Origin of the sequence: Bacteroides sp. ET71 (assembly GCF_023336905.1) — a bacterium.
Lineage (GTDB): Bacteria > Bacteroidota > Bacteroidia > Bacteroidales > Bacteroidaceae > Bacteroides.
The window spans coordinates 49,259-68,958 of sequence record NZ_JAMBLS010000016.1; the positions used below are offsets into that span (position 1 = coordinate 49,259).

General features: G+C 50.6%; 17 protein-coding genes and 1 pseudogene. 4 read left to right on the forward strand and 14 right to left on the reverse strand.

What is annotated here, in order from left to right:
* Positions 1-197 precede the first annotated feature (197 nt).
* From M3090_RS09710 to M3090_RS09735, 6 genes are all read right to left on the reverse strand, one after another.
* Positions 198-2,387 (reverse strand): glutamine synthetase III, encoded by a 2,190-nt coding sequence (locus M3090_RS09710; protein WP_249055677.1) that lies wholly within the window; start codon positions 2,385-2,387, stop codon positions 198-200.
* Between the two features lie 54 nt (positions 2,388-2,441).
* Complete coding sequence (locus M3090_RS09715) at positions 2,442-3,152, reverse strand: hypothetical protein (RefSeq protein ID WP_410553226.1); 711 nt, start codon at positions 3,150-3,152, stop codon at positions 2,442-2,444.
* A 137-nt stretch (positions 3,153-3,289) separates the two neighbouring features.
* The gene (locus M3090_RS09720) at positions 3,290-3,547 is read right to left on the reverse strand and encodes a hypothetical protein (RefSeq protein WP_249055679.1); all 258 of its coding nucleotides are present in this window, start codon (positions 3,545-3,547) and stop codon (positions 3,290-3,292) included.
* Positions 3,472-5,136, reverse strand: coding sequence for an asparagine synthase B (asnB, locus tag M3090_RS09725; protein WP_249055681.1), 1,665 nt, complete (start codon positions 5,134-5,136; stop codon positions 3,472-3,474). The genes M3090_RS09720 and asnB overlap by 76 nt, the downstream gene beginning before the upstream one ends.
* 45 nt (positions 5,137-5,181) lie before the next feature.
* Positions 5,182-6,516, reverse strand: a complete 1,335-nt coding sequence (locus M3090_RS09730; protein WP_249055683.1) for an ammonium transporter — start codon at positions 6,514-6,516, stop codon at positions 5,182-5,184.
* 94 nt (positions 6,517-6,610) lie between these two features.
* On the reverse strand, positions 6,611-6,967 hold the full coding sequence (locus tag M3090_RS09735) for a P-II family nitrogen regulator (protein WP_249055685.1): 357 nt from the start codon (positions 6,965-6,967) through the stop codon (positions 6,611-6,613).
* Between the two features lie 470 nt (positions 6,968-7,437).
* On the opposite strand from M3090_RS09735, the gene M3090_RS09740 reads away from it, so the two are divergent.
* Complete coding sequence (locus tag M3090_RS09740) at positions 7,438-7,812, forward strand: YccF domain-containing protein (RefSeq protein WP_249055687.1); 375 nt, start codon at positions 7,438-7,440, stop codon at positions 7,810-7,812.
* 94 nt (positions 7,813-7,906) lie between these two features.
* Here the strand turns inward: M3090_RS09740 and M3090_RS09745 are convergent, their stop codons facing one another.
* From M3090_RS09745 to M3090_RS15860, 4 genes are all read right to left on the reverse strand, one after another.
* Positions 7,907-9,439 (reverse strand): acyl-CoA carboxylase subunit beta, encoded by a 1,533-nt coding sequence (locus M3090_RS09745; RefSeq protein WP_249055689.1) that lies wholly within the window; start codon positions 9,437-9,439, stop codon positions 7,907-7,909.
* Positions 9,440-9,564: 125 nt separating this feature from the next.
* Positions 9,565-10,089: a biotin/lipoyl-containing protein gene (locus M3090_RS09750; protein WP_249055691.1), complete on the reverse strand. Its 525-nt coding sequence runs from the start codon at positions 10,087-10,089 to the stop codon at positions 9,565-9,567.
* A 254-nt stretch (positions 10,090-10,343) separates the two neighbouring features.
* A complete protein-coding gene (gene accC, locus M3090_RS09755) occupies positions 10,344-11,855 on the reverse strand; it encodes an acetyl-CoA carboxylase biotin carboxylase subunit (protein WP_249055694.1) in 1,512 nt (503 codons plus the stop codon).
* Between the two features lie 182 nt (positions 11,856-12,037).
* Positions 12,038-12,172, reverse strand: coding sequence for a hypothetical protein (locus tag M3090_RS15860; protein ID WP_262918882.1), 135 nt, complete (start codon positions 12,170-12,172; stop codon positions 12,038-12,040).
* Between the two features lie 230 nt (positions 12,173-12,402).
* On the opposite strand from M3090_RS15860, the gene M3090_RS09760 reads away from it, so the two are divergent.
* The gene (locus M3090_RS09760; protein WP_249055696.1) at positions 12,403-15,075 is read left to right on the forward strand and encodes a transglutaminase domain-containing protein; all 2,673 of its coding nucleotides are present in this window, start codon (positions 12,403-12,405) and stop codon (positions 15,073-15,075) included.
* On the opposite strand, the gene M3090_RS09765 is transcribed toward M3090_RS09760, so the two are convergent.
* The 4 genes from M3090_RS09765 to M3090_RS09780 all read right to left on the reverse strand — a co-directional run bounded on the left by M3090_RS09765 (position 15,062) and on the right by M3090_RS09780 (position 18,226).
* Complete coding sequence (locus M3090_RS09765) at positions 15,062-15,814, reverse strand: copper homeostasis protein CutC (protein ID WP_249055699.1); 753 nt, start codon at positions 15,812-15,814, stop codon at positions 15,062-15,064. The genes M3090_RS09760 and M3090_RS09765 overlap by 14 nt on opposite strands.
* Positions 15,815-15,954: 140 nt before the next feature.
* Entirely contained in the window at positions 15,955-17,493 is a 1,539-nt protein-coding gene (gene rny / locus M3090_RS09770) for a ribonuclease Y (RefSeq protein ID WP_249055701.1), read from the reverse strand.
* Between the two features lie 128 nt (positions 17,494-17,621).
* A complete protein-coding gene (locus tag M3090_RS09775) occupies positions 17,622-17,915 on the reverse strand; it encodes a cell division protein ZapA (RefSeq protein WP_249055704.1) in 294 nt (97 codons plus the stop codon).
* Positions 17,916-17,932: 17 nt separating this feature from the next.
* Positions 17,933-18,226: a hypothetical protein gene (locus tag M3090_RS09780; protein ID WP_249055706.1), complete on the reverse strand. Its 294-nt coding sequence runs from the start codon at positions 18,224-18,226 to the stop codon at positions 17,933-17,935.
* Positions 18,227-18,716: 490 nt separating this feature from the next.
* Between M3090_RS09780 and M3090_RS09785 the strand changes: the two genes are divergently transcribed.
* Both M3090_RS09785 and M3090_RS09790 read left to right on the forward strand, forming a co-directional pair.
* Positions 18,717-19,340 (forward strand): hypothetical protein, encoded by a 624-nt coding sequence (locus M3090_RS09785; RefSeq protein ID WP_249055708.1) that lies wholly within the window; start codon positions 18,717-18,719, stop codon positions 19,338-19,340.
* Positions 19,340-19,623: pseudogene (locus M3090_RS09790) on the forward strand (winged helix-turn-helix domain-containing protein). Before M3090_RS09785 ends, M3090_RS09790 begins: the two are co-directional and overlap by 1 nt.
* Positions 19,624-19,700: the final 77 nt, after the last annotated feature.

Genomic DNA, 19,700 nt, shown 5'->3' on the forward strand with positions numbered 1-19,700 from the left:
GGAATGGTACGGAACCATTCTTATCCCTCTATTGTATGGCGCGGGAATGGCATGGTGGGCGGGCAAGGGAAAAAAAGAAAGCGCGGGTGCGGCTTCACAGCCCCCCGCGCCCGACTTTATGCAGCTAAAGTCAACGCGATGTACTCTATACACGCATAGTCATAAAAACACCTATTGATATTGTTGGGGCAAATGCTTTATCGGATAAACAGCAATTCGCGGTATTTGGGCAGGGTCCATAGCTCATCGGCCACAATCAGCTCCAGTTTGTCTATCTGGTAACGTATGGTCCCCATCTTGGGAGCCACGTTATCGTGGTAAGCGATGGCCTTTTCGCGCTCGCTCGTTATCTTGTTGGCTACTTTGCGTGCATTGACCAGTTCCTCTACGCCGGTTTCTATCAGTCGTGTGCGTTCTCCAATCTCCTCAATCAGTTTCATGTTCCGTTCGCAAAGCTTGTCGGCTTTGTCCGGGGCGAAAATCTGACGCATGTGTTGCACGTTCTCCGCCAAGAGGCTCTGGTAGTGGGTGGCCACGGGCACGATGTGGTTCATGGTAATGTCGCCCATCACGCGTGCCTCAATCTGGATGCGCTTCGTGTACGTGTCCCATTTCACCTCGTTGCGTGCCTCCAGCTCCTTGCGGGTCATGACGTTCATGCGTTCGAACATTCGTACGGACGATTCTGTCAGGTAGTTGTCGAAGATGACCGGGCAACTTGTCTCGCAATCCAGTCCGCGCTTGCGTGCCTCTTCGACCCATTCTTCCGAATACCCGTTGCCGTCGAAACGCACCGGCTTGCAGGCCTTGATGTCTTCGCGCAAGACGTCGATGATGGCATCGGCCGTCTCCTGTCCCCTTGCGATGAGCGCGTCTACCCGCTGCTTGAACTCTGTCAAAGCCTCGGCCACGGCTGTGTTCAGGGCAATCATGGCCGAAGCACAGTTGGCTTCACTGCCCACTGCCCGGAACTCGAAGCGGTTGCCTGTGAAAGCAAACGGCGATGTGCGGTTGCGGTCTGTATTGTCGATGAGCAATTCCGGTATCTCGGGGATGTCAAGCTTCATGCCCTGTTTGCCGGCCACGTTGAACAGGTTCTCCTTATCGCTCTTTTCAATATGGTCCAGCAGTTCGGACAATTGCTTGCCCAGGAACGATGAAATGATGGCAGGCGGTGCCTCGTTGGCTCCCAGGCGGTGGGCATTGGTGGCGCTCATGATGCTGGCCTTCAGCAATCCGTTGTGCTTGTATACGCCCATCAGCGTCTCGACAATGAAGGTGACAAACCGCAGGTTCTCTTCGGCCGTCTTGCCCGGTGCATGCAGCAGCACGCCTGTGTCTGTGCTCAAGCTCCAGTTGTTGTGCTTGCCCGAACCGTTGATGCCGGCGAAAGGCTTTTCGTGCAGCAGCACTCGGAAACCGTGCTTCCGGGCCACCTTCTTCATCAAAGACATCAGCAGCATGTTGTGGTCTACGGCCAGGTTGGTTTCTTCGAAGATAGGAGCTATCTCGAACTGGTTGGGCGCCACTTCGTTGTGTCGTGTCTTGCACGGGATGGCCAGCTCCAGTGCCTGTATCTCCAGCTCTTTCATGAAGGCCTGTACGCGGTCTGGGATGGTTCCGAAGTAGTGGTCCTCCAATTGCTGGTTCTTGGCAGAGTCGTGTCCCATCAGCGTGCGTCCTGTCAGCATCAGGTCCGGGCGTGCGCCATACAGCCCTTCGTCTACCAGGAAGTATTCCTGTTCCCATCCCAGGTTGCTGGTCACTTTCTTCACTTTCTCGTCAAAATAGTGGCACACGTCTGTCGCTGCCACGTTGACGGCATGCAATGCACGCAGCAACGGTGCTTTGTAGTCCAGTGCTTCGCCTGTGTATGAAATGAAGATGGTCGGGATGCAGAGCGTGTCGTCCATGATGAATACGGGCGATGTGGGGTCCCATGCCGAGTATCCGCGTGCTTCAAACGTGTTGCGTATGCCTCCGTTGGGGAATGAGCTGGCGTCTGGTTCTTGCTGTACGAGCAGCTTGCCGGAGAACTCTTCAATCATTCCTCCTTTGCCGTCGTGTTCGATAAAGGCGTCATGCTTTTCGGCCGTGCCTTCGGTCAGGGGCTGGAACCAGTGTGTGTAGTGGGTCACTCCGTTTTCTTCCGCCCATTGTTTCATGCCTGCTGCCACGGCGTCTGCTATGGAGCGGTCCAGGCACGAGCCGTTGTCAATCACGTCTATCAGTGTGTTGTAGACTGATGGCTGCAAATACTTGTACATCTTTGCCCGGGTGAATACGTTCTTGCCGAAATACTCGGAAGGGCGCTCGGTGGGGGCTGTCACTTCCAAAGGCTTCTTCTGGAAAGCGCTTTCTACGACTTTGAATCTTAAGTTGGTCATTTTTGTGTTATTGATTGGTTGTTAATGTTCTTGTTTGGGTTCAGTCTCGTGCTGTCAGGGGCGCAGGGTGAATCCGCAGAGCAGGTAGGCTTTTTCTGTGCTGGGGTTGACCGACAGGCCTGCAAAGAGGGGGATGCTGAAGCTTTTTGTCACCTGGATGTCTTTGGTTGCTTTGAGGGAGACGTTCGTAACGGCAAATCCGTTTGCCTCTGCGTAAAAGCTGGTGGCGTAGGGTACTGCTCCGACTGTGGCTGTCCAGTCGCAACCTCCCAGGCGGAATGGGGCGCTTGCCTCAAAGTAGGATGAGTAGCTGCGTTTGCCGTCGGCGTTGACTCCGTCGTTTCCGGCGAAGTTCGTGTACCATTGCAGGCTGACGGGGCCGAAATTGTAGCCCACGTTGGCTTCGAAGACGTGCGAGGTGCTGTGGGCTCCGTAGCAGAAGTAGCGTTCGTTGGGCGAGTTGAACCAATAATCTGTGATGCCTATGTTGAAGCGGCCGATGCTATAGCCGAGGGTCAGGTCGAACTCCTTGGTGTCTTCGGAATCAGACAGTCCCACGTTTCCCCAGGCTGTCAGTGACAATCCTTTGTATGACAATCCGAGCGTGGGTTGCAGGCTGATGTCGCCCAGTTCCTGTCCGCGCCAGATGTATTGGTTCACTAAGTCGGCTTGTACGTTCGCCTCTACTTTGTCTTGTGCATGGGCCGTGAGTGTGCCCACGCATGTCATCATCAGGATGATGGCTTTTCTTTGGATACCTTTCATAATTGTTTCTGTTTAATAGGATGAATATCTGCATGTATTCGTTAGGGATGTCTTTCCCTGTACGTGGGTTGCCGTCGTGCATGTACGTGGCTGTGATGAAATCATCGTATATGATTTATAGAATCATCGTATATGATTTATGGAATCATCGTATATGATTTGTCGAATCGTTCTTTATGATTCATCACACCTGTAAATGACTGTTCACTGCCATGCACGGTGATGGCCATCGCTACCTTACGGATACTCATCACAATGGGTTGTTTCTTCTTGTTATACTTACTCTTCGTTGCTGTGCGGAAACGGTTCTCCGCTTGTGTCAGTATGCCTGTTCGTGTATGCCGCTGACGGCACGTCCGCTTGGCTCGTTCATCTGGCTGAATGTTTTGTCCCATGCCAGGGCTTCTGCCGTGCTGCACGCCACGCTGGGCACGCTGGGCACGCAGGCGGCTGCGCTGTCGCTTGGGAAGTGGCTGGCGAATAGCGACCGATAGTAGTATTCTTCCTTGTTGCGCGGGGGATTGATGGGGAAGCGCTCGGCGGCGTGTGCCATCTCGTCATCGCTCACGCTGTCGGTCGTGATGCGTTTCAGTGTATCAATCCATGAATAGCCCACGCCGTCGGAGAACTGCTCCTTCTGCCGCCATGCCACCTCTGCCGGCAGCAAATCGGCAAAGGCCTTGCGCAGTATCTTCTTCTCCATCGTTGCCCCGGGGCACATCTTGGCCTGAGGATTCATTCGCATGGCCACGTCCAGGAACTCCGTGTCCAGAAACGGCACCCGCCCCTCGACGCCCCAGGCAGCGAGGCTTTTGTTGGCACGCAGGCAGTCGTACAGGTGCAGTTTGGACAGCTTGCGCACCGTCTCCTCGTGGAAAGCCCGGGCCGACGGTGCCTTGTGGAAGTAAAGATAGCCGCCGAATATCTCGTCAGCCCCTTCGCCCGAAAGCACCATCTTGATGCCCATGCTCTTTATCACTCGTGCCAGCAGATACATGGGGGTGGAAGCCCTTACGGTGGTGATGTCATACGTCTCCGTGAAATAGACGACGTCGCTCAAAGCATCGAGCCCCTCTTGTATGGTATAGTTTATCTCGTGATGCACCGTGCCGATATGCTCGGCCACGACGGCAGCCTTCGCCAAGTCAGGCGCCCCGTGCAGGCCGACGGCAAACGAATGTAGCCGGGGCCACCAGGCCGCTTCGCGCCCTCCGCTCTCTATGCGGTTCTGGGCATACTTCTGTGCCACGGCACTGATGATGGACGAATCCAGCCCGCCACTCAGCAAGACACCGTAGGGCACGTCGCTCATCATCTGCCGCCTGACGGCTGCCTCGAGTGATTGACGCAGCCGGACCTCGTCTGCATCGTTGTCCTTCACGTTGTCGTAGCAGAACCAGTCCCTCTCGTAGTATCTTCGCGGGCATCTGTCGTGAGCAGTCATGAGATGTCCCGGCGGGAAAGGTTCATACCTGTCACATTGGCCTTCGAGGGCTTTCAGTTCGCTGGCCACGTAGAGCAACCCCTCGCGGTCGTATCCATAATACAACGGAATGACTCCTATCGGGTCGCGGGCTATGAGGTAATCATCATGCTCGGCATCATACAGGGCAAAGGCGAATATGCCGTCCAGGTCGTCCAGGAACTTGTCACCTTTCTCACGGTAAAGTGCCAGGATGACTTCGCAATCGCTTCCTGTCTGGAAGTTGTATCTTCCGGCATAACACCGGCGGATGTCCTGATGGTTGTAAATCTCGCCGTTCACAGCCAATATCAACTTCTTGTCCGGACTGAAAAGCGGCTGTTTGCCCGATTGCGGGTCGACAATAGCCAGGCGTTCATGGGCCAGGATGGCGCTGCCGCCACAATAGATGCCGCTCCAGTCAGGGCCCCGGTGGCGAATCTTGCCACTCATCTGCAAGGCTTTCTGCCTCAGCGCAAACGTCTGTTGCTTGATGTTGAAAATAGAAACTATACCACACATAAAACTTTAGCTGACTATAAAGAGTATAATTAATAATATTGTATGTTAGTTGTATGCCGACTCTCCGTGTTCGTAGATGTCCAGACCTTCTTCCTCTACTCGTCTGTCTACTCTTATGCCTACCAGCGCATCGACCACTTTGTACAGGATGAAAGTAACGACAGCACTGAACGCAATCGAAACGACCGTTGTCAGCACCTGTACCCATAGTTGGTGCCAGTCACCGTAAAGTGCGCCTTCAGCTCCACCTTCACCTGTAATGATGCGGGTGGCAAATACACCGGTCAGTACCGAACCTACTACACCACCGATGCCATGCACACCGAAAGCATCCAATGCGTCATCGTATTTATACTTGGGCTTGATTACTGCCACCATTAGGAAACATACCATGGTCGTAATCAGTCCGATGCAGAAAGCACCCAGCAGATCTGTGGAGCCTGCCGCCGGGGTGATGGCTACCAATCCGGCCACAGCTCCCGTGCATGCTCCCACGGTAGTCGGTTTCTTGTTAAATATCCATTCAATGGCCATCCACGTCATGGCTGCCGTAGCCGTTGCGATGTGAGTTACCAGAAAAGCATTGGCGGCAATACCGTCGGCGTTAAGGCCACTGCCGGCGTTGAATCCAAACCACCCTAACCAGAGGAATGACATGCCGAGGAAGACAAAAGTAATGTTATGCGGCGTGATAGGATGACCCACTTTATAGTCTTCCCGTTTGCCAATCAGCAGAGCCATGACCAGTGCGGAGATACCGGCATTGATATGCACCACGGTGCCTCCCGCAAAGTCAATGGCCCCCATCTCTTGCAGGAAACCACCGCCCCAAACCCAGTGTGCCATCGGGAAGTAGGCCAGTATTACCCATAATACGATGAACACCATGTAGCCTTTGAATTTGATGCGTTCGGCGAAAGCTCCCAATATCAAAGCCGGAGTAATCAGTGCAAACATACACTGGAACATGACGAAGACCAGTTCAGGGATATTGCCCGCCGTAAGCGTCGACGTCGTAATGTTGTTCAGAAATACCTTTTCAAATCCGCCTATGATGCAGAACAACGGATTGCCGGACTCTTTAAAGCCAGTGCCAAACACCCAGGTGTATCCGATGGCTACCCATAGAATACTGACAATGCCTACGATGACCATCGTCTGCATGATGATGCTCAGCACGTTTTTCTGCCTGACCAATCCTCCGTAAAACAATGCTATGCCCGGAATGGACATGAGCAGTACCAATACTGTGGCTGTAATCATCCAAGCCGTGTTTCCACTGTCAAGTGTGGGTATGGTGGCATCGACTGCGTCGTTGGCCCATGCGCTGGTTGAAAACAATCCTGCCAAAGCTGTTGCCACGATCCATCTTTTATCCATGAAATGTGCTAATCTATGTTTACTCATAACTGTATCCTCCTGTTATTTCATTTGTTTTTTCAACCTTGTTATCCTGTCGCTTATGTACTTAAGCTCATTGCTCCTGTTCGGCATTATACAATGCTATGTCTCCTCGTTCTCCGGTGCGTATCCTTATGGCATCTTCCACGGGTATGATAAAGATACGTCCGTCGCCTATTTCACCTGTCTGAGCGGCTTTTTGGATAGCTTTCACTGTTTTCTCCACATTCTTGTCGCGGACAATAATTGAGATAAGTGTGCGTTCTATCGAACTGGTGTCATATACTATTCCGCGGTAGATGCGCCCTTGGCGTGCTTTACCGTTTCCTCTCACGTCATAGTAAGAGAACCATTCGATGTCAGCCTCAAGCAACGCTTTTTTTACGTCCTCGAATCTTGACTTGCGGATAATCGCTTCGATCTTTTTCATAATTGTTTCTCTTTTGGCAATGTTAATGAATGAAATCGTGTTATTGCGCAATAATTTTCTGCAAAATTGCAACTTTATGATAGCAGATACAAGTAAATACAATCGTATTGTAATTATAGTTTTGGAGAAGTTACACATCTGCTATAATATTTCTTGTTTTTATTTCAAATTGATATATATATCGTTTGTATATGTGAAAAATGTAAGTTGTTTAAAGGTTGGGATAGATTTGTTGTTATGCTTTTCTGCAGAATTGCTGACAATTCTACTTTTTTATAGATGCTTTGCTGACATGTTGCAGTTGTTTGAAAGAGGGAACAACATGTTTGTAGCCTGTTTGTCTGTGTGCAATAAAAATGGTTGCGTCGTTTGTTTCTTGAAGAGAAAGATGCAATTTCTTCTATTTATCGTGGCTGATATGAGGAACAAAGCATTACCTTTGTCTTTGTAATTTTAAATCGAGAGAACTTATGGGTTGTTTTATGAATGTTTTGTGGTTGGTGTTAGGCGGGGTTTTCACGGCTATTGAATATGTGGTGTCGAGTCTGTTGCTGATGGTGACTATTGTTGGCATTCCTTTTGGCATGCAGACGTTAAAGTTGGCAGGTCTGGCTCTTTGGCCGTTTGGTAAGAAGGTGGTGAGCGGCGAGCGTTCAAGCGGCTGTCTACATGTGTTGATGAATGTGCTTTGGATTCTGTTGGGAGGTATTTGGATAGCTGTATCTCACTTGTTTTTTGGAGCCATTCTATGTATCACAGTCGTTGGCATCCCTTTCGGATTACAGCATTTCAAGTTGGCAGGTCTGGCATTGACGCCTTTTGGAAAGGATATCGTCAATGATTAGTGTTTTTCTTTTCTAAGATTGAAAAAATAAATGGTTAATGGGGATACTTGTGTATCGGCCATTAACCATTTGTCGTTTATTACCAGCTATTGCCTTACAGCGGCATGTTGCCATGCTTCTTCGGCGGATTGCTCTGGTTCTTGTTGTGCGCCATCTCCAGGGCCTGCACCAGCTTGTAGCGGGTGTCGCGCGGCAGGATAATCTCGTCGATGTAGCCGCGTTCGGCAGCACGATAGGGGTTGTTGAACTTCTCTTCGTACTCCTGGATGATGCCCGCCTTCTCTTCGGCAGATGCCTTGCGGTAGAGGATGTTCACTGCTCCTTCGGCCCCCATCACGGCAATCTGCGCCTGCGGATAGGCCAGGTTGATGTCAGCGCCGGTGGGTTTGCTGGACATCACGATGTAGGCGCCGCCGTAGGCCTTGCGGGTGATGAGCGTAATCTTGGGCACAGTGGCCTCGGCATAGGCATAGACAATCTTGGCGCCGTGGCGGATGATGCCGTTGTGCTCCTGCACGGTGCCGGGCAAGAAGCCGGGCACGTCTTCGAACGTAATAATAGGTATGTTGAAGCAGTCGCAGAAGCGGATGAAACGAGCGGCCTTGTCGCTGGCGTCGATGTCCAGGACACCTGCCAGGTAGGCGGGCTGGTTGGCCACGATGCCCACGGAGCGACCGTTCAGACGGCCGAAGCCGATGACGACATTCTTGGCAAAGTGGGGCATGACCTCGAAGAAGTACTGGTTGTCCAGCACCGGCTCGATGATGTCCTTGATGTCATAGGGCAGGTTCGGGTCTTCGGGGATGACGGTCTGGAGGGCTTCCGTCTGGCGATGGATGTCGTCCGTGCAGGGGACGAAAGGCGCATCCTCCATATTGTTGGAGGGCAGGAAGCTGAGGAGCTCGCGGATGGTCATCATCGTCTCCTCTTCGTTGTTGCACATGAAGTGGGTGACGCCGCTCTTCGAGCTATGCGTGTAGGCGCCGCCCAGTTCTTCTTTGTCCACCACCTCGTTGGTGACGGTCTTCACCACATCCGGGCCGGTGATGAACATGTGGCTCTGCTCCTTCACCATGAAGATGAAGTCGGTCAGCGCGGGCGAATAGCAGGCGCCGCCGGCGCAAGGGCCGAGGATGGCGGAGATTTGCGGGATGACACCCGAAGCGATGGTATTCTGATAGAAGATGGAAGCATAACCTTCGAGGCTGTTCACGCCTTCCTGGATGCGGGCGCCGCCCGAGTCGTTCAGGGCGATGATGGGTGCGCCGTTCTTCAGGGCCAGTTCCTGCACCTTGACAATCTTGGCGGCGTTGGTCTCGCTCAGCGAGCCTCCATGTGCCGTGAAGTCATAGGCATATACAAAGACCAGACGGCCGTCTATCTTGCCATAACCCGTCACCATGCCGTCGCCGGGGATTTGCTTCTTCTCCATGCCGAAGTTGGTGCAACGGTGATTGACGAACTTGTCCAGCTCATTGAACGTGCCCTTGTCCAGCAGCAGTTCGATGCGCTCGCGGGCGGTCATCTTGCCCATGGTGTGCTGCTTCTCTATCTTGTCCACGCCGCCGCCCAGGGAGGCGCGTTTGTCCAGTTCTTCAAACTGGCTGTATATTTCTTCTCTATTCATAGTCTTTTTTGTTTTAGTTGATGAGTTGAGGGAGTTGACAAGTTGACGAGTTAACAAGGCTACAAGGGCACAAGTGTCTGCCTTGTTTCCTTGTTAACTTGTCCCCTTGTCAACTTGTCCTCTTGTCAACTGATAATTGATTCCTTAACGATTTCCAGTTCAATCAGCGTCTGGTTGGCATTGACCGCCTCGCCCTCGGAGACGAGGATGTTCCGCACGACGCAGTCGGCGCTGACCTTGTAGTTGCTCTGCATCTTCATGGCCTCGAGCACGATGGCGATGTCGCCGGCGGCCAGTTGGTCGCCCACCTTGACGGGGATGCTGACCACCTTGCCAGGCATGGGGGCCACGATTTTGTCGCCCTGCTTCTCGTCGGCACCCTTGCGGGTGTGCAGATATTTGGCCTGCGTGTCCACAATGTCCACGTGGAAGGAGCGCGTCAGGATGTTAATATCATAGTTCTTGCCTCCTTCTCCGCGCACCAGGCCGGCATTGAATGAATTGCCGTTGTGCAGGATGGAGCAGTTACCGTTCTCGGCCATCACGATGTCCACCTCGTAGGGTTGGCCGTCGATGGTGAGTTGCACCTTGTTTCCTTCTTTGCTGACCAGCGTGACGTCGGCCACGCGGTCGCCGATATGTATTTCCATTCTTTCGTTTTTTTAAGTTCTTACTGATGATGGGTTATTTACCCATCCGGTCAAAAGCTCGTTTACCCACCCGGTCAAAAGCTCGTTTACCCACCCGGTTAAAAGCTCATTTACCCACCCGGTTAAAAGCTCATTTACCCACCCGGTTAAAAGCTCATTTACCCACCCGGTCAAAAGCTCATTTGACGCCCCCGTCAAAAGCTCGTTTGACGCCCCCGTCAAATAAGGGTGCTCCGACCGGGGGAGGGTGGGGGTCAGATTCTCAGCACGCCTTTTTGCAGGCCGAACTCGCGCCAGCGGCTGATGGGGCGTGCGTCCGGCAACTGGGTGGAGGCGTTCTCCTCCAGGTTCACCAGATAGTCCATGTAGGCGGCTATCATGGCGATGTTCTCCAGTTCCTCGTTGTGGGTGTTGTTGCGCACCAGCATCTTGGCGTTCTTGGCGATGAAGAGCGTGTTGTATTCGCCGCGCACGAAGTCGGGTACGTGCATGATGCGCTTCAGGTAGGCCAGGTTGGTCTTCAGCCCCGTAATCTTATACTCGTAGAGCACACGGCGCATACGCTCGATGGCATACTGGCGCGTGGTGGCCCAGACGATGAGCTTGCCAATCATGGGGTCGTAGTAGATGGGGATTTCGTAACCCTCGTAGACGTAGCTGTCGATGCGGACGCCGATGCCGTTCGGCTCGGTCAGTTGCTTGATGATGCCGGGCGAGGGCATGAAGTTGTTCTCCGTGTCCTCGGCGCAGATACGGCACTCGATGGCGTGGCCGCGCTGGAAAAGGTCTTCTTGATGCAGGTGCAGCACCTCGTCGTTGGCTATGCGGATTTGCTCCTTCACCAAGTCCACACCCATCACTTCCTCCGTGATGGGGTGCTCCACTTGCAGGCGGGTGTTCATCTCCAGGAAATAGAAGTGGCGGTGCTTGTCCACCAGAAACTCGATGGTGCCCGCACCGCTGTAGTTCACCGCCTTGGCGGCGGCTACGGCCTTCTCGCCCATTTCCTTGCGGAGTTCGGGGGTGAGGAAGGGCGACGGACTTTCTTCCACAATCTTCTGGTTACGTCTTTGCACGGAGCATTCACGGTCGAAGAGGTGGATGACGTTGCCGTGGTTGTCGCCCAGGATTTGGAATTCGATGTGGTGCGGCTCCTCCACGAACTTCTCCAGGTAGACCGTGTCGTCGCCGAAGGACGACATGGATTCGGAGCGGGCGGTGTTGTAGGCTTCCTCCACCTCGTCTTCGCAGTGGATGAGGCGCATACCCTTGCCGCCTCCGCCCATCGAGGCTTTCAGCATCACGGGGTAACCAATCTCGTTGCAGATGCGGCGGGCCTCCTCCGCGCTCTGTAGGGGCTGTTCAGTGCCGGGCACCACGGGCACGCCGGCGGCAATCATGCGCTTGCGGGCGGCAATCTTGTCGCCCATGGCCTCCATGGTCTCGGGCGCCGGGCCGATGAAAATGATACCCTCCTCGCGGCACCTCCTTGCAAAGTCGGCATTCTCCGACAGGAAGCCGTAACCCGGATGGATGGCGTCAGCACCGCAATGCTTGGCGGTGGCAATCACTTTTTCGATGTTCAGATAACTTTCTTTCGCCACGGCCGGACCTATGCAATAGGCTTCGTCGGCATACGACACATGGTGCGACGTACGGTCGGCTTCGGAGAAGACAGCCACGCTCTGTATCCCCATCTCGCGACAGGAACGCATCACGCGCACGGCAATCTCTCCTCTGTTGGCAATCAATACTTTCTTTATCATATTATATTAATAATGTATATACACGTCTCGTTTGACGGTACAAAAGTACGTTTTATTTTAATTGTAGTGAATCAAACAGTGTCTTTTTTGCATTGGACAGGGAGTTTAAAACACGAAAAAAGGCAGGAACTCATCTTTTGCTCCCACCTCAAACCTTCTATTTTAGTTAATTACTCGTTTTTTTAATCTAAAGCTTGCTGAGCAAGCAATTTTTGAAGTTTGCCATTTAATAACTGGCACATGGCACCATTCCTCATCGTTTGATAGCGTTTGATTTGATACCTTAATTTCAGAATTTCATTTACGTTTTTTTCCATAATCATTTGTTTTTGTGCTTCCGCGTTTCGGAAGCTGTTAAACTTCATCTATTGTTATCCCTTTATTTACGATGCAAAGATAAGCAATATTTTTGAGAAATATGTTGTATAACATAGAAAATCTCTTCTTTTTTATCTTTTTTAGCCCTAAAACTCGGTTTTGTTAAGCAGATATAGCAATATGTCGGGATATTCCGTATATTTGTCCCACATACTTAACAGATAATATTATGAAGCGAATCATTCTTCCTTTTTTCGGGTTGTGCCTGGCGTTTTTTATGTCGTGTTGCAGTGGAGGGACTCATTTCATTACCGATGAGTCCTATCGTGCTCGTGTAGCGCAAGATTTGGAACAGAAGAAAACATTGTTGCCCAAAGGTGACTTGTTTGCTATCCTTGATGACACAAGTTTGTCTTTGTACGAGCGTGAAGCTTTGGAATTTCTTTATGCGTATATGCCTTTACCGGATATTGCAGATTTCTCTGGCGAATTTTATCTCGAAAATATCCGTGCTTCACAGCGTGCGGCTGATGAGATGCCATGGGGAAAAATCATCCCAGAAGATGTTTTCCGTCATTTTGTTTTGCCCGTGCGTATTAATAATGAACAATTAGATGGCGCCCGGATGGTGTTTTATGAAGAATTGAAGGACCGTGTGCGCACCCTTTCTATGTATGATGCTATCTTGGAAGTAAACCATTGGTGCCATGAGAAGGCTGTTTACCAACCTAGTGATGCCCGTACCAGTTCACCCTTGGCTACGGTGCGTACGGCTTTTGGACGTTGTGGAGAAGAATCTACTTTGTTGGTGGCAGCTCTGCGGTCGGTGGGCATACCTGCACGCCAGGTATATACTCCTCGTTGGGCGCATACAGATGACAATCATGCTTGGGTGGAAGCTTGGGCAGATGGAAAATGGCACTTTTTAGGAGCTTGTGAGCCAGAACCTGTGCTCGATTTGGGTTGGTTCAACGCACCTGCCAGCCGAGGTATGCTGATGCACACCCGTGTGTTTGGGTATTATCAAGGCAAAGAAGACGTGATGGAAGTGACTCCTAATCATACTGAAATCAATATTACAGAGAATTATGCCCCGACGGCAGAAGTCAAAGTCTTAGTAACTGATGTAGAGGGGAATCCCGTGTCGGGAGCTTGTGTGGAGTTTAAGTTGTATAATTATGCTGAATTTTACACGGTTGCCACTAAATATACTTCTGCCGAAGGCTTTTGCAACCTAACAGCCGGGAAGGGAGACATGTTAGTGTGGGCCTCAAAGGATGGTTCTTTTGCTTTTTCTAAAGTAACATTTGGCAAACAAGATGAGTTGTCATTAAAGTTGGACAAAAAAGAGGGGGATTTGTTTGCCATGGATATTGATGTGGTGCCGCCTGTTGAAAATGCGAATTTACCCGTCGTGACACCCGAACAGCGTGCTGAGAATGATCGCCGGATATTGCTGGAAGACTCCATCCGAAATGCTTATACTTCAACTTTTATGGATGAAGAAAAAGCCCGTAAATTTGTGCATACATTTTCAGGTTTGAGTTCAGAAGAAGAGAAGTTGGCAGTTCAATTCTTGGTGGCTTCTTATGGGAATCATGAGATCCTGTCTCAATTTCTGACCCAGGCTTCCAATGATGGAAAAATTTCTTTGGCAATCCGTCTTTTAGGAGTTGTTTCTGCGAAGGATTTACGTGACGTATCTTTTGATGTGCTGACCGATCACCTGCTGAATACTCCTGAATGTTCTAGTAAACACTATGCTGATGCCTTGCTGAATCCACGCGTGGCTACTGAAGCACTCACTCCTTATAAAGAGTTTTTCCAGCGGGTTATTAGTGGAGATTTAGCTGATTCTTATCGGGCTGAGCCTCAACAATTGGTAGAGTGGTGCAAGGATTCTATTACGTTGAATGATACATTGAATGTCCGTCGTGTCCCGATGTCTCCTGAAGGAGTATGGAAAGCTCGTGTCGCTGATCGTCTTTCACGCGATATATTCTTTGTCTCTCTGGCACGTAGTTTGGGTATACCTGCGTGGATAGATAAGGTTACAGGTAAGGTTTTCTATGAAGATCTTCAGGATAAGAATACAGTTTATGATGTGGATTTCGATGCCGGTTTGGTCGAGCAAATACCTCCTTCGGGGCATTTGACAGCTATGTATAAAGCTACGCCAGTTTTGGATGATCCTAAATATTACACTCATTTTTCTATTTCGAAATGTGTAGATGGCAGATTGCAATTGCAAGGCTACAATGAGGCTCTCTGGTCTACCTTGTTAAAGTCTCCTAAGGCTGTTTCAGAAGGGTATTATGTCATGACTTCCGGTACACGCTTGGCTAATGGAGGAGTATTGGCGCATGTCCGTTCTTTTGAGATAAAACAAGGGCAGACTACACGTATACCTCTTGTGATGCGCGAGAGCAAAGATGAAATACAAGTGATTGGGAGTTTCAATGCCGAGACGCTCTTTACTCCTTTAGAAAAAGGTAAGGAAGCGGTTGAGCCAATTAGTTTCCTGACTGCTTGCGGGCGTGGCTATTATGTGGTCGGAATACTTGGACCTGGGCAAGAACCTACTAACCATGCTTTGAAGGATATAGCCAAGTTGGGTAAGGATTTGGAGAAATGGGGCCGTAAGATGGTATTGCTTTTCCCTAATGCTGATATGTATAAAAGGTATCACGTAGAAGATTTTTCGGGTTTGCCCTCTACCATCATATATGGAATTGATTCGTTTGGCGCCGCTGACCAGATTGCCGATGAGATGAAGCTGTGCAATCGCGAGTCGTTGCCCATCTTCATCATCACCGACACTTTCAACCGTGTGGTTTTCGTTTCACAGGGTTATACTATTGGTCTGGGCGAGCAGTTGATGCGTACGATTAGAGGCTTGTAAGAGCTTCGATGGTACGAGCCACTCTTTGAGTCGTGGTTACAGGGCGGGAATATTCAGAAATGTGTACAGTACCTCCCATAGATACGGCTTCGTTGCGGTATTGCATGGCGCTGCTTACTTCTTCGCGGGCAGAGAAATGGAATTCATGAATGCCTGTCTCACGAGCAATACGTGCTATATTTTTTTCTGTTACTCCACAACCGGCGAGCAAGATAATGCGTTCGCCGGCTTTTTTTTGCAGTTCTTTCAGGAACGGAATTCCCTTTTCGGCGGTGGGCTGCTGTCCTGAGGTTAAGATGCGGTTGCAGCCTAGTGCAATGATATTTTCCAGAGCTTTCATAGGATTGCGACATACGTCGAAAGCGCGATGGAATGTGACAGACATGCCTTCTGAAGCTTCCATTAATTGTTCCATGAGCGGAAGGTCTATATCTCCTTCGGCAGTAAGGCAGCCGAACACTACGCCGTCTGCACCCAGTTGACGGGCATTTTCAATGTCTTTCAGCATGATGCTTTGTTCCAGAGGTGAGTAGAGGAAGTCTCCTCCGCGCGGGCGGATGATGACATGCAGTCGGGTAGAGGACAATGCTTCGCGTGCAGTGGCTATATCGCCATGCGAAGGAGTGGTGCCACCTTCGGGGATACCGGCGCATAGTTCTACACGGTGGGCTCCTCCGGCTTGGGCAGCCAGGCAACTCTCGACGGAGTTGGCGCAGACTTCAAACTGGTACTTTTCCATACGAATGAGTTTTGAAAGTTTGTTGAATGATGCAATAAAGGCGCGGATTAATCGGATTTGCGCGGATGATGCTGTATCCGTGAAATCCGCGTAATCCGCGCCTGTGTATGATTTATTATTTTACTGGTATATTGTTCGCTTTACTTAGCGTAGCTTACCGATCGCGTTTCGCGGATGACGGTAATCTTCACCTGTCCTGGATAGGTCATTTCGTCTTGTATCTTTTTGGCTATTTCACCGGACAGCTTTTCGGTTTGTTTGTCGTCTATTTTGTCGGCACCGACAATGACGCGTAGTTCGCGGCCGGCTTGGATGGCGTAGGTCTTGGTAACACCGGGATAGGACATGGCCAGTTGTTCCAGGTCGTTCAGACGTTTGATGTAGGCTTCTACTATCTCGCGGCGGGCGCCGGGACGTGCACCGGAGATGGCGTCGCACACTTGTACGATGGGTGCCAGCAGGCTGGTCATTTCCACTTCGTCGTGGTGGGCACCGATGGCGTTGCAGATGTCTGGCTTCTCTTTGAACTTCTCGGCCAGTTTCATACCATAGAGTGCGTGCGGCAGTTCGGGTTCTTCGTCGGGCACTTTGCCGATGTCGTGCAGCAAGCCGGCGCGTTTGGCTTTCTTAGGATTCAGGCCCAGTTCGGAGGCCATGACGGCGCAGAGGTTGGCCGTTTCGCGGGCATGTTGCAAGAGGTTTTGGCCGTAGCTGGAGCGGTACTTCATCTTACCAATGATGCGGATAAGTTCTGGATGCAAGCCGTGGATGCCCAGGTCGATGGTGGTACGTTTGCCGGTTTCGATGATTTCTTCTTCTACTTGCTTGCGGACTTTGGCCACTACTTCCTCGATGCGGGCGGGATGTATGCGTCCGTCGGTCACCAGTTGGTGCAGGGCCAAGCGGGCGATTTCACGGCGAACGGGGTCGAAGGCTGACAGGACGATGGCTTCCGGCGTGTCATCTACAACGATTTCTACTCCTGTAGCTGCTTCCAGGGCGCGGATGTTTCGCCCTTCGCGTCCGATGATGCGCCCTTTTATTTCGTCTGATTCGATGTGGAACACGGTGACTGAGTTTTCGATGGCAGTTTCCGTGGCTACGCGTTGGATGGTCTGGATGACAATGCGTTTGGCTTCTTTAGTAGCTGTCATCTTCGCATCGTCCATGATGTCGTTGATGTAGGATTGTGCTTCGGTCTTGGCTTCTTCTTTCAGCGATTCTATCATGCGCTCTTTGGCTTCTTCGGCTGAGAGTCCTGAGATGGCTTCGAGCTTTTCTATTTCCTGCCGTTGCAGGTGTTCCAATTCTTCTTTTTTCTTGTCGATGATTTCGAGTTGTGTTTCCAGGTTTTCTTTGATGGCTTCTGCCTCTTGCTTTTTGCGTTGCAAGTCTTCGTGGCGTTGATTCAGCACCATTTCGCGCTGTTTCAGTTTGTTTTCCGCTTGCTGGATTTTCTGGTTGCGTACGGCTACTTCTTTTTCCAGTTCGGCTTTCTTGTCCAGGAACTTGCCTTTGACTTCCAGCAATTTGTTTTTCTTCATGACTTCCGCCTCGGTTTCGGCCTCTTTCAGTATGGCTTCGTACTTGGATTTGAGCCCGTATCGGAAGAACAAGTAGGCACCTAATCCGCCGACGATGAGGCAGGCTGCTGATACTAATATTGAAACTATGTCCATTTTATATTAATAAATTAAGTATAAATAAAAAGCACTGCTTGGCCTCTCTTCTTGTAAAAGATGGCCTAACAGTGCGTGAATTTTCTTTTTATTGTCCACCCTGGCAAAAGGTGTTTGGAATGTCCCGTTCAGGTGGTTTCCTTGAAGTGGTTGTCCAATACTTCTGTCAGTTCTTTAATCTTGTTCGTATAAGGTTCTGTGTCGTTCCTGTCCTTCTGGTCAAGCACTTGCAGGGCAAACTCGAAGGCCGTGATGGCTATTGCTTTTTCGTGCGATAGTTCCGGGTTGGCCTGTCGGTTTTGGTTAAACCTTATATTTACCTGTTTGGCGGCTTCTCTTACTATTTCTTCGTCTTTGCGTTCGATGAAGACGGGGTAAGTAGTGCCTGCCATGTGCAGGTTGATTTTTATTTTATCGTTCATACATCTTTTTGGCTTTTCTATTCGTTCAGCAAAGCGATGCATTTATCGACTTCACGCACCAGTTTTGTCAATCGTTGCTTGGTTTCTTTCACGTCGCTTCCGTCCAAGCTGATTGCCGTGGCTGTTTTCAGGTCGTTGTAGCGTCTGTTCAGTTCGTCGTAGTCAGCTTGCATCTTTCTGCGTGTTTCTTCTTGCTCGGCTATCTGCCGTTTCAGTTCTGCGTTTTCGCGTCGCTGTTGTTCGTGCAGATAAATCAGGTGTCTGAGCCGCGTTTCAAAGGTATTTAATAGCTGCTTTCCTTCGTCTGTCATTACTACTCCGCCAAAATTTCACACAAATATACAATTTACTTGCATATTACAAAAACTTTTCGGCGAAAAACGTTGTTTTAGGCCGTATTTTTTCTGTTTCTGCCTTCGTGTAGGGCCGATTCTTGGATTTTTTTCTGTTGGACGGGCTGTTTCTGTCGGGCTGGTTTGCGGGTGATTCCGCTGGCAGGTCTCTTCCTTCGGACAAGGGGCGTGCTTCCTTCGGACAAGAGCCGTGCTTGTTGCGGGCAAGAAGCAGGTACTTGTAGGCTGGAGGGCGGATTTCTTTGTTGTTGATTGAGTTTGAGCTGTGTGCGAGAAGGTTTTTGCTTGTCTGTGTGCGTGGTTCTGAGGACGGGTGATGAATTTGTATGAAATACTTTGCAGAATTATTTGGTTTATATTATAAACTTGTCTGTCTTTGCATCGGAGTTCGAAGCCAAAGTGTTATTTCGATTGTTGATTAGAACCTTTTAAAATAAGAAAGAAGATTATGGAAGACAGAACATTGAATGAAAAGGAAAGTCTGGAGCTGATTACACGGATGATTCAGAACAGCAAGAAGAACATGGAGTTGGGCAGCGTGAATATCTTCCTGCTGTGGGGATACCTCTCGGTAGTGACGGCGGCCGTGGTGCTGTTGCTGGTGTGGCAGACGGGCATCATGAAGTGGAACTGGCTGTGGTTTGCCATCCCTTTGCTGGGGTGGCCTTTGCAGGCGTATCTGGGGAAGAAGGCCGGGCGTCCTGTGTTGACGTATACGGACAAGGTGATAACTGCCGTGTGGAGTGTGTTGGGCATGGCCATGGGTGCGGGTGCTGTGGTTTATTGTACGGATGCTGACACGTCTACGTTTATTCTGCCGATGATGGTGCTGTGTGCAGGCATCGGGGTGGCCATTACGGGTGCTGTCATTTGCGACCGGTGGATGAGATTCTGCGGGATATTTTCGTTCTTCATCGGGCTGTTTTCAATCAAAGGCATGGAGAGCTTTAATCTGGAAGGTTGGTATTACGATTGCGCCACTTTTATCGTGTGCATCGTGCTGATGTTCATCATTCCCGGGCACCGCCTGAACCGCGAAGCCCGCCGTATGCGGAAGGGAGGAGGGGAGTGATGTTCAAGGGACTGAACCCTTTGCTGCACAGTGAGCTGCGCTTGGCTGTGATGTCATTGCTCATCAGCGTGGAGGAGGCTGACTTTGTCTATATCCGTAAGGAGACGGGGGCCACGGCGGGTAACTTGAGTGTGCAGATTGACAAATTGTCGGCGGCGGGATATGTGGAGGTGACAAGACGTTCCGAGGGAAGAAGCCGTGCACGCTTTGCCGGATAACGCCTCTGGGTGTGCAGGCGTTCGAGGAATATGTGGAGGCACTGAAGACGTACATTGTTAAATGAAGAATGAAGAACGAAGAATGAAGGATAAGGGGTTGAGCGGGGTATCTGTCATTCTGAACGGAGCGTAGCGTAGTCGA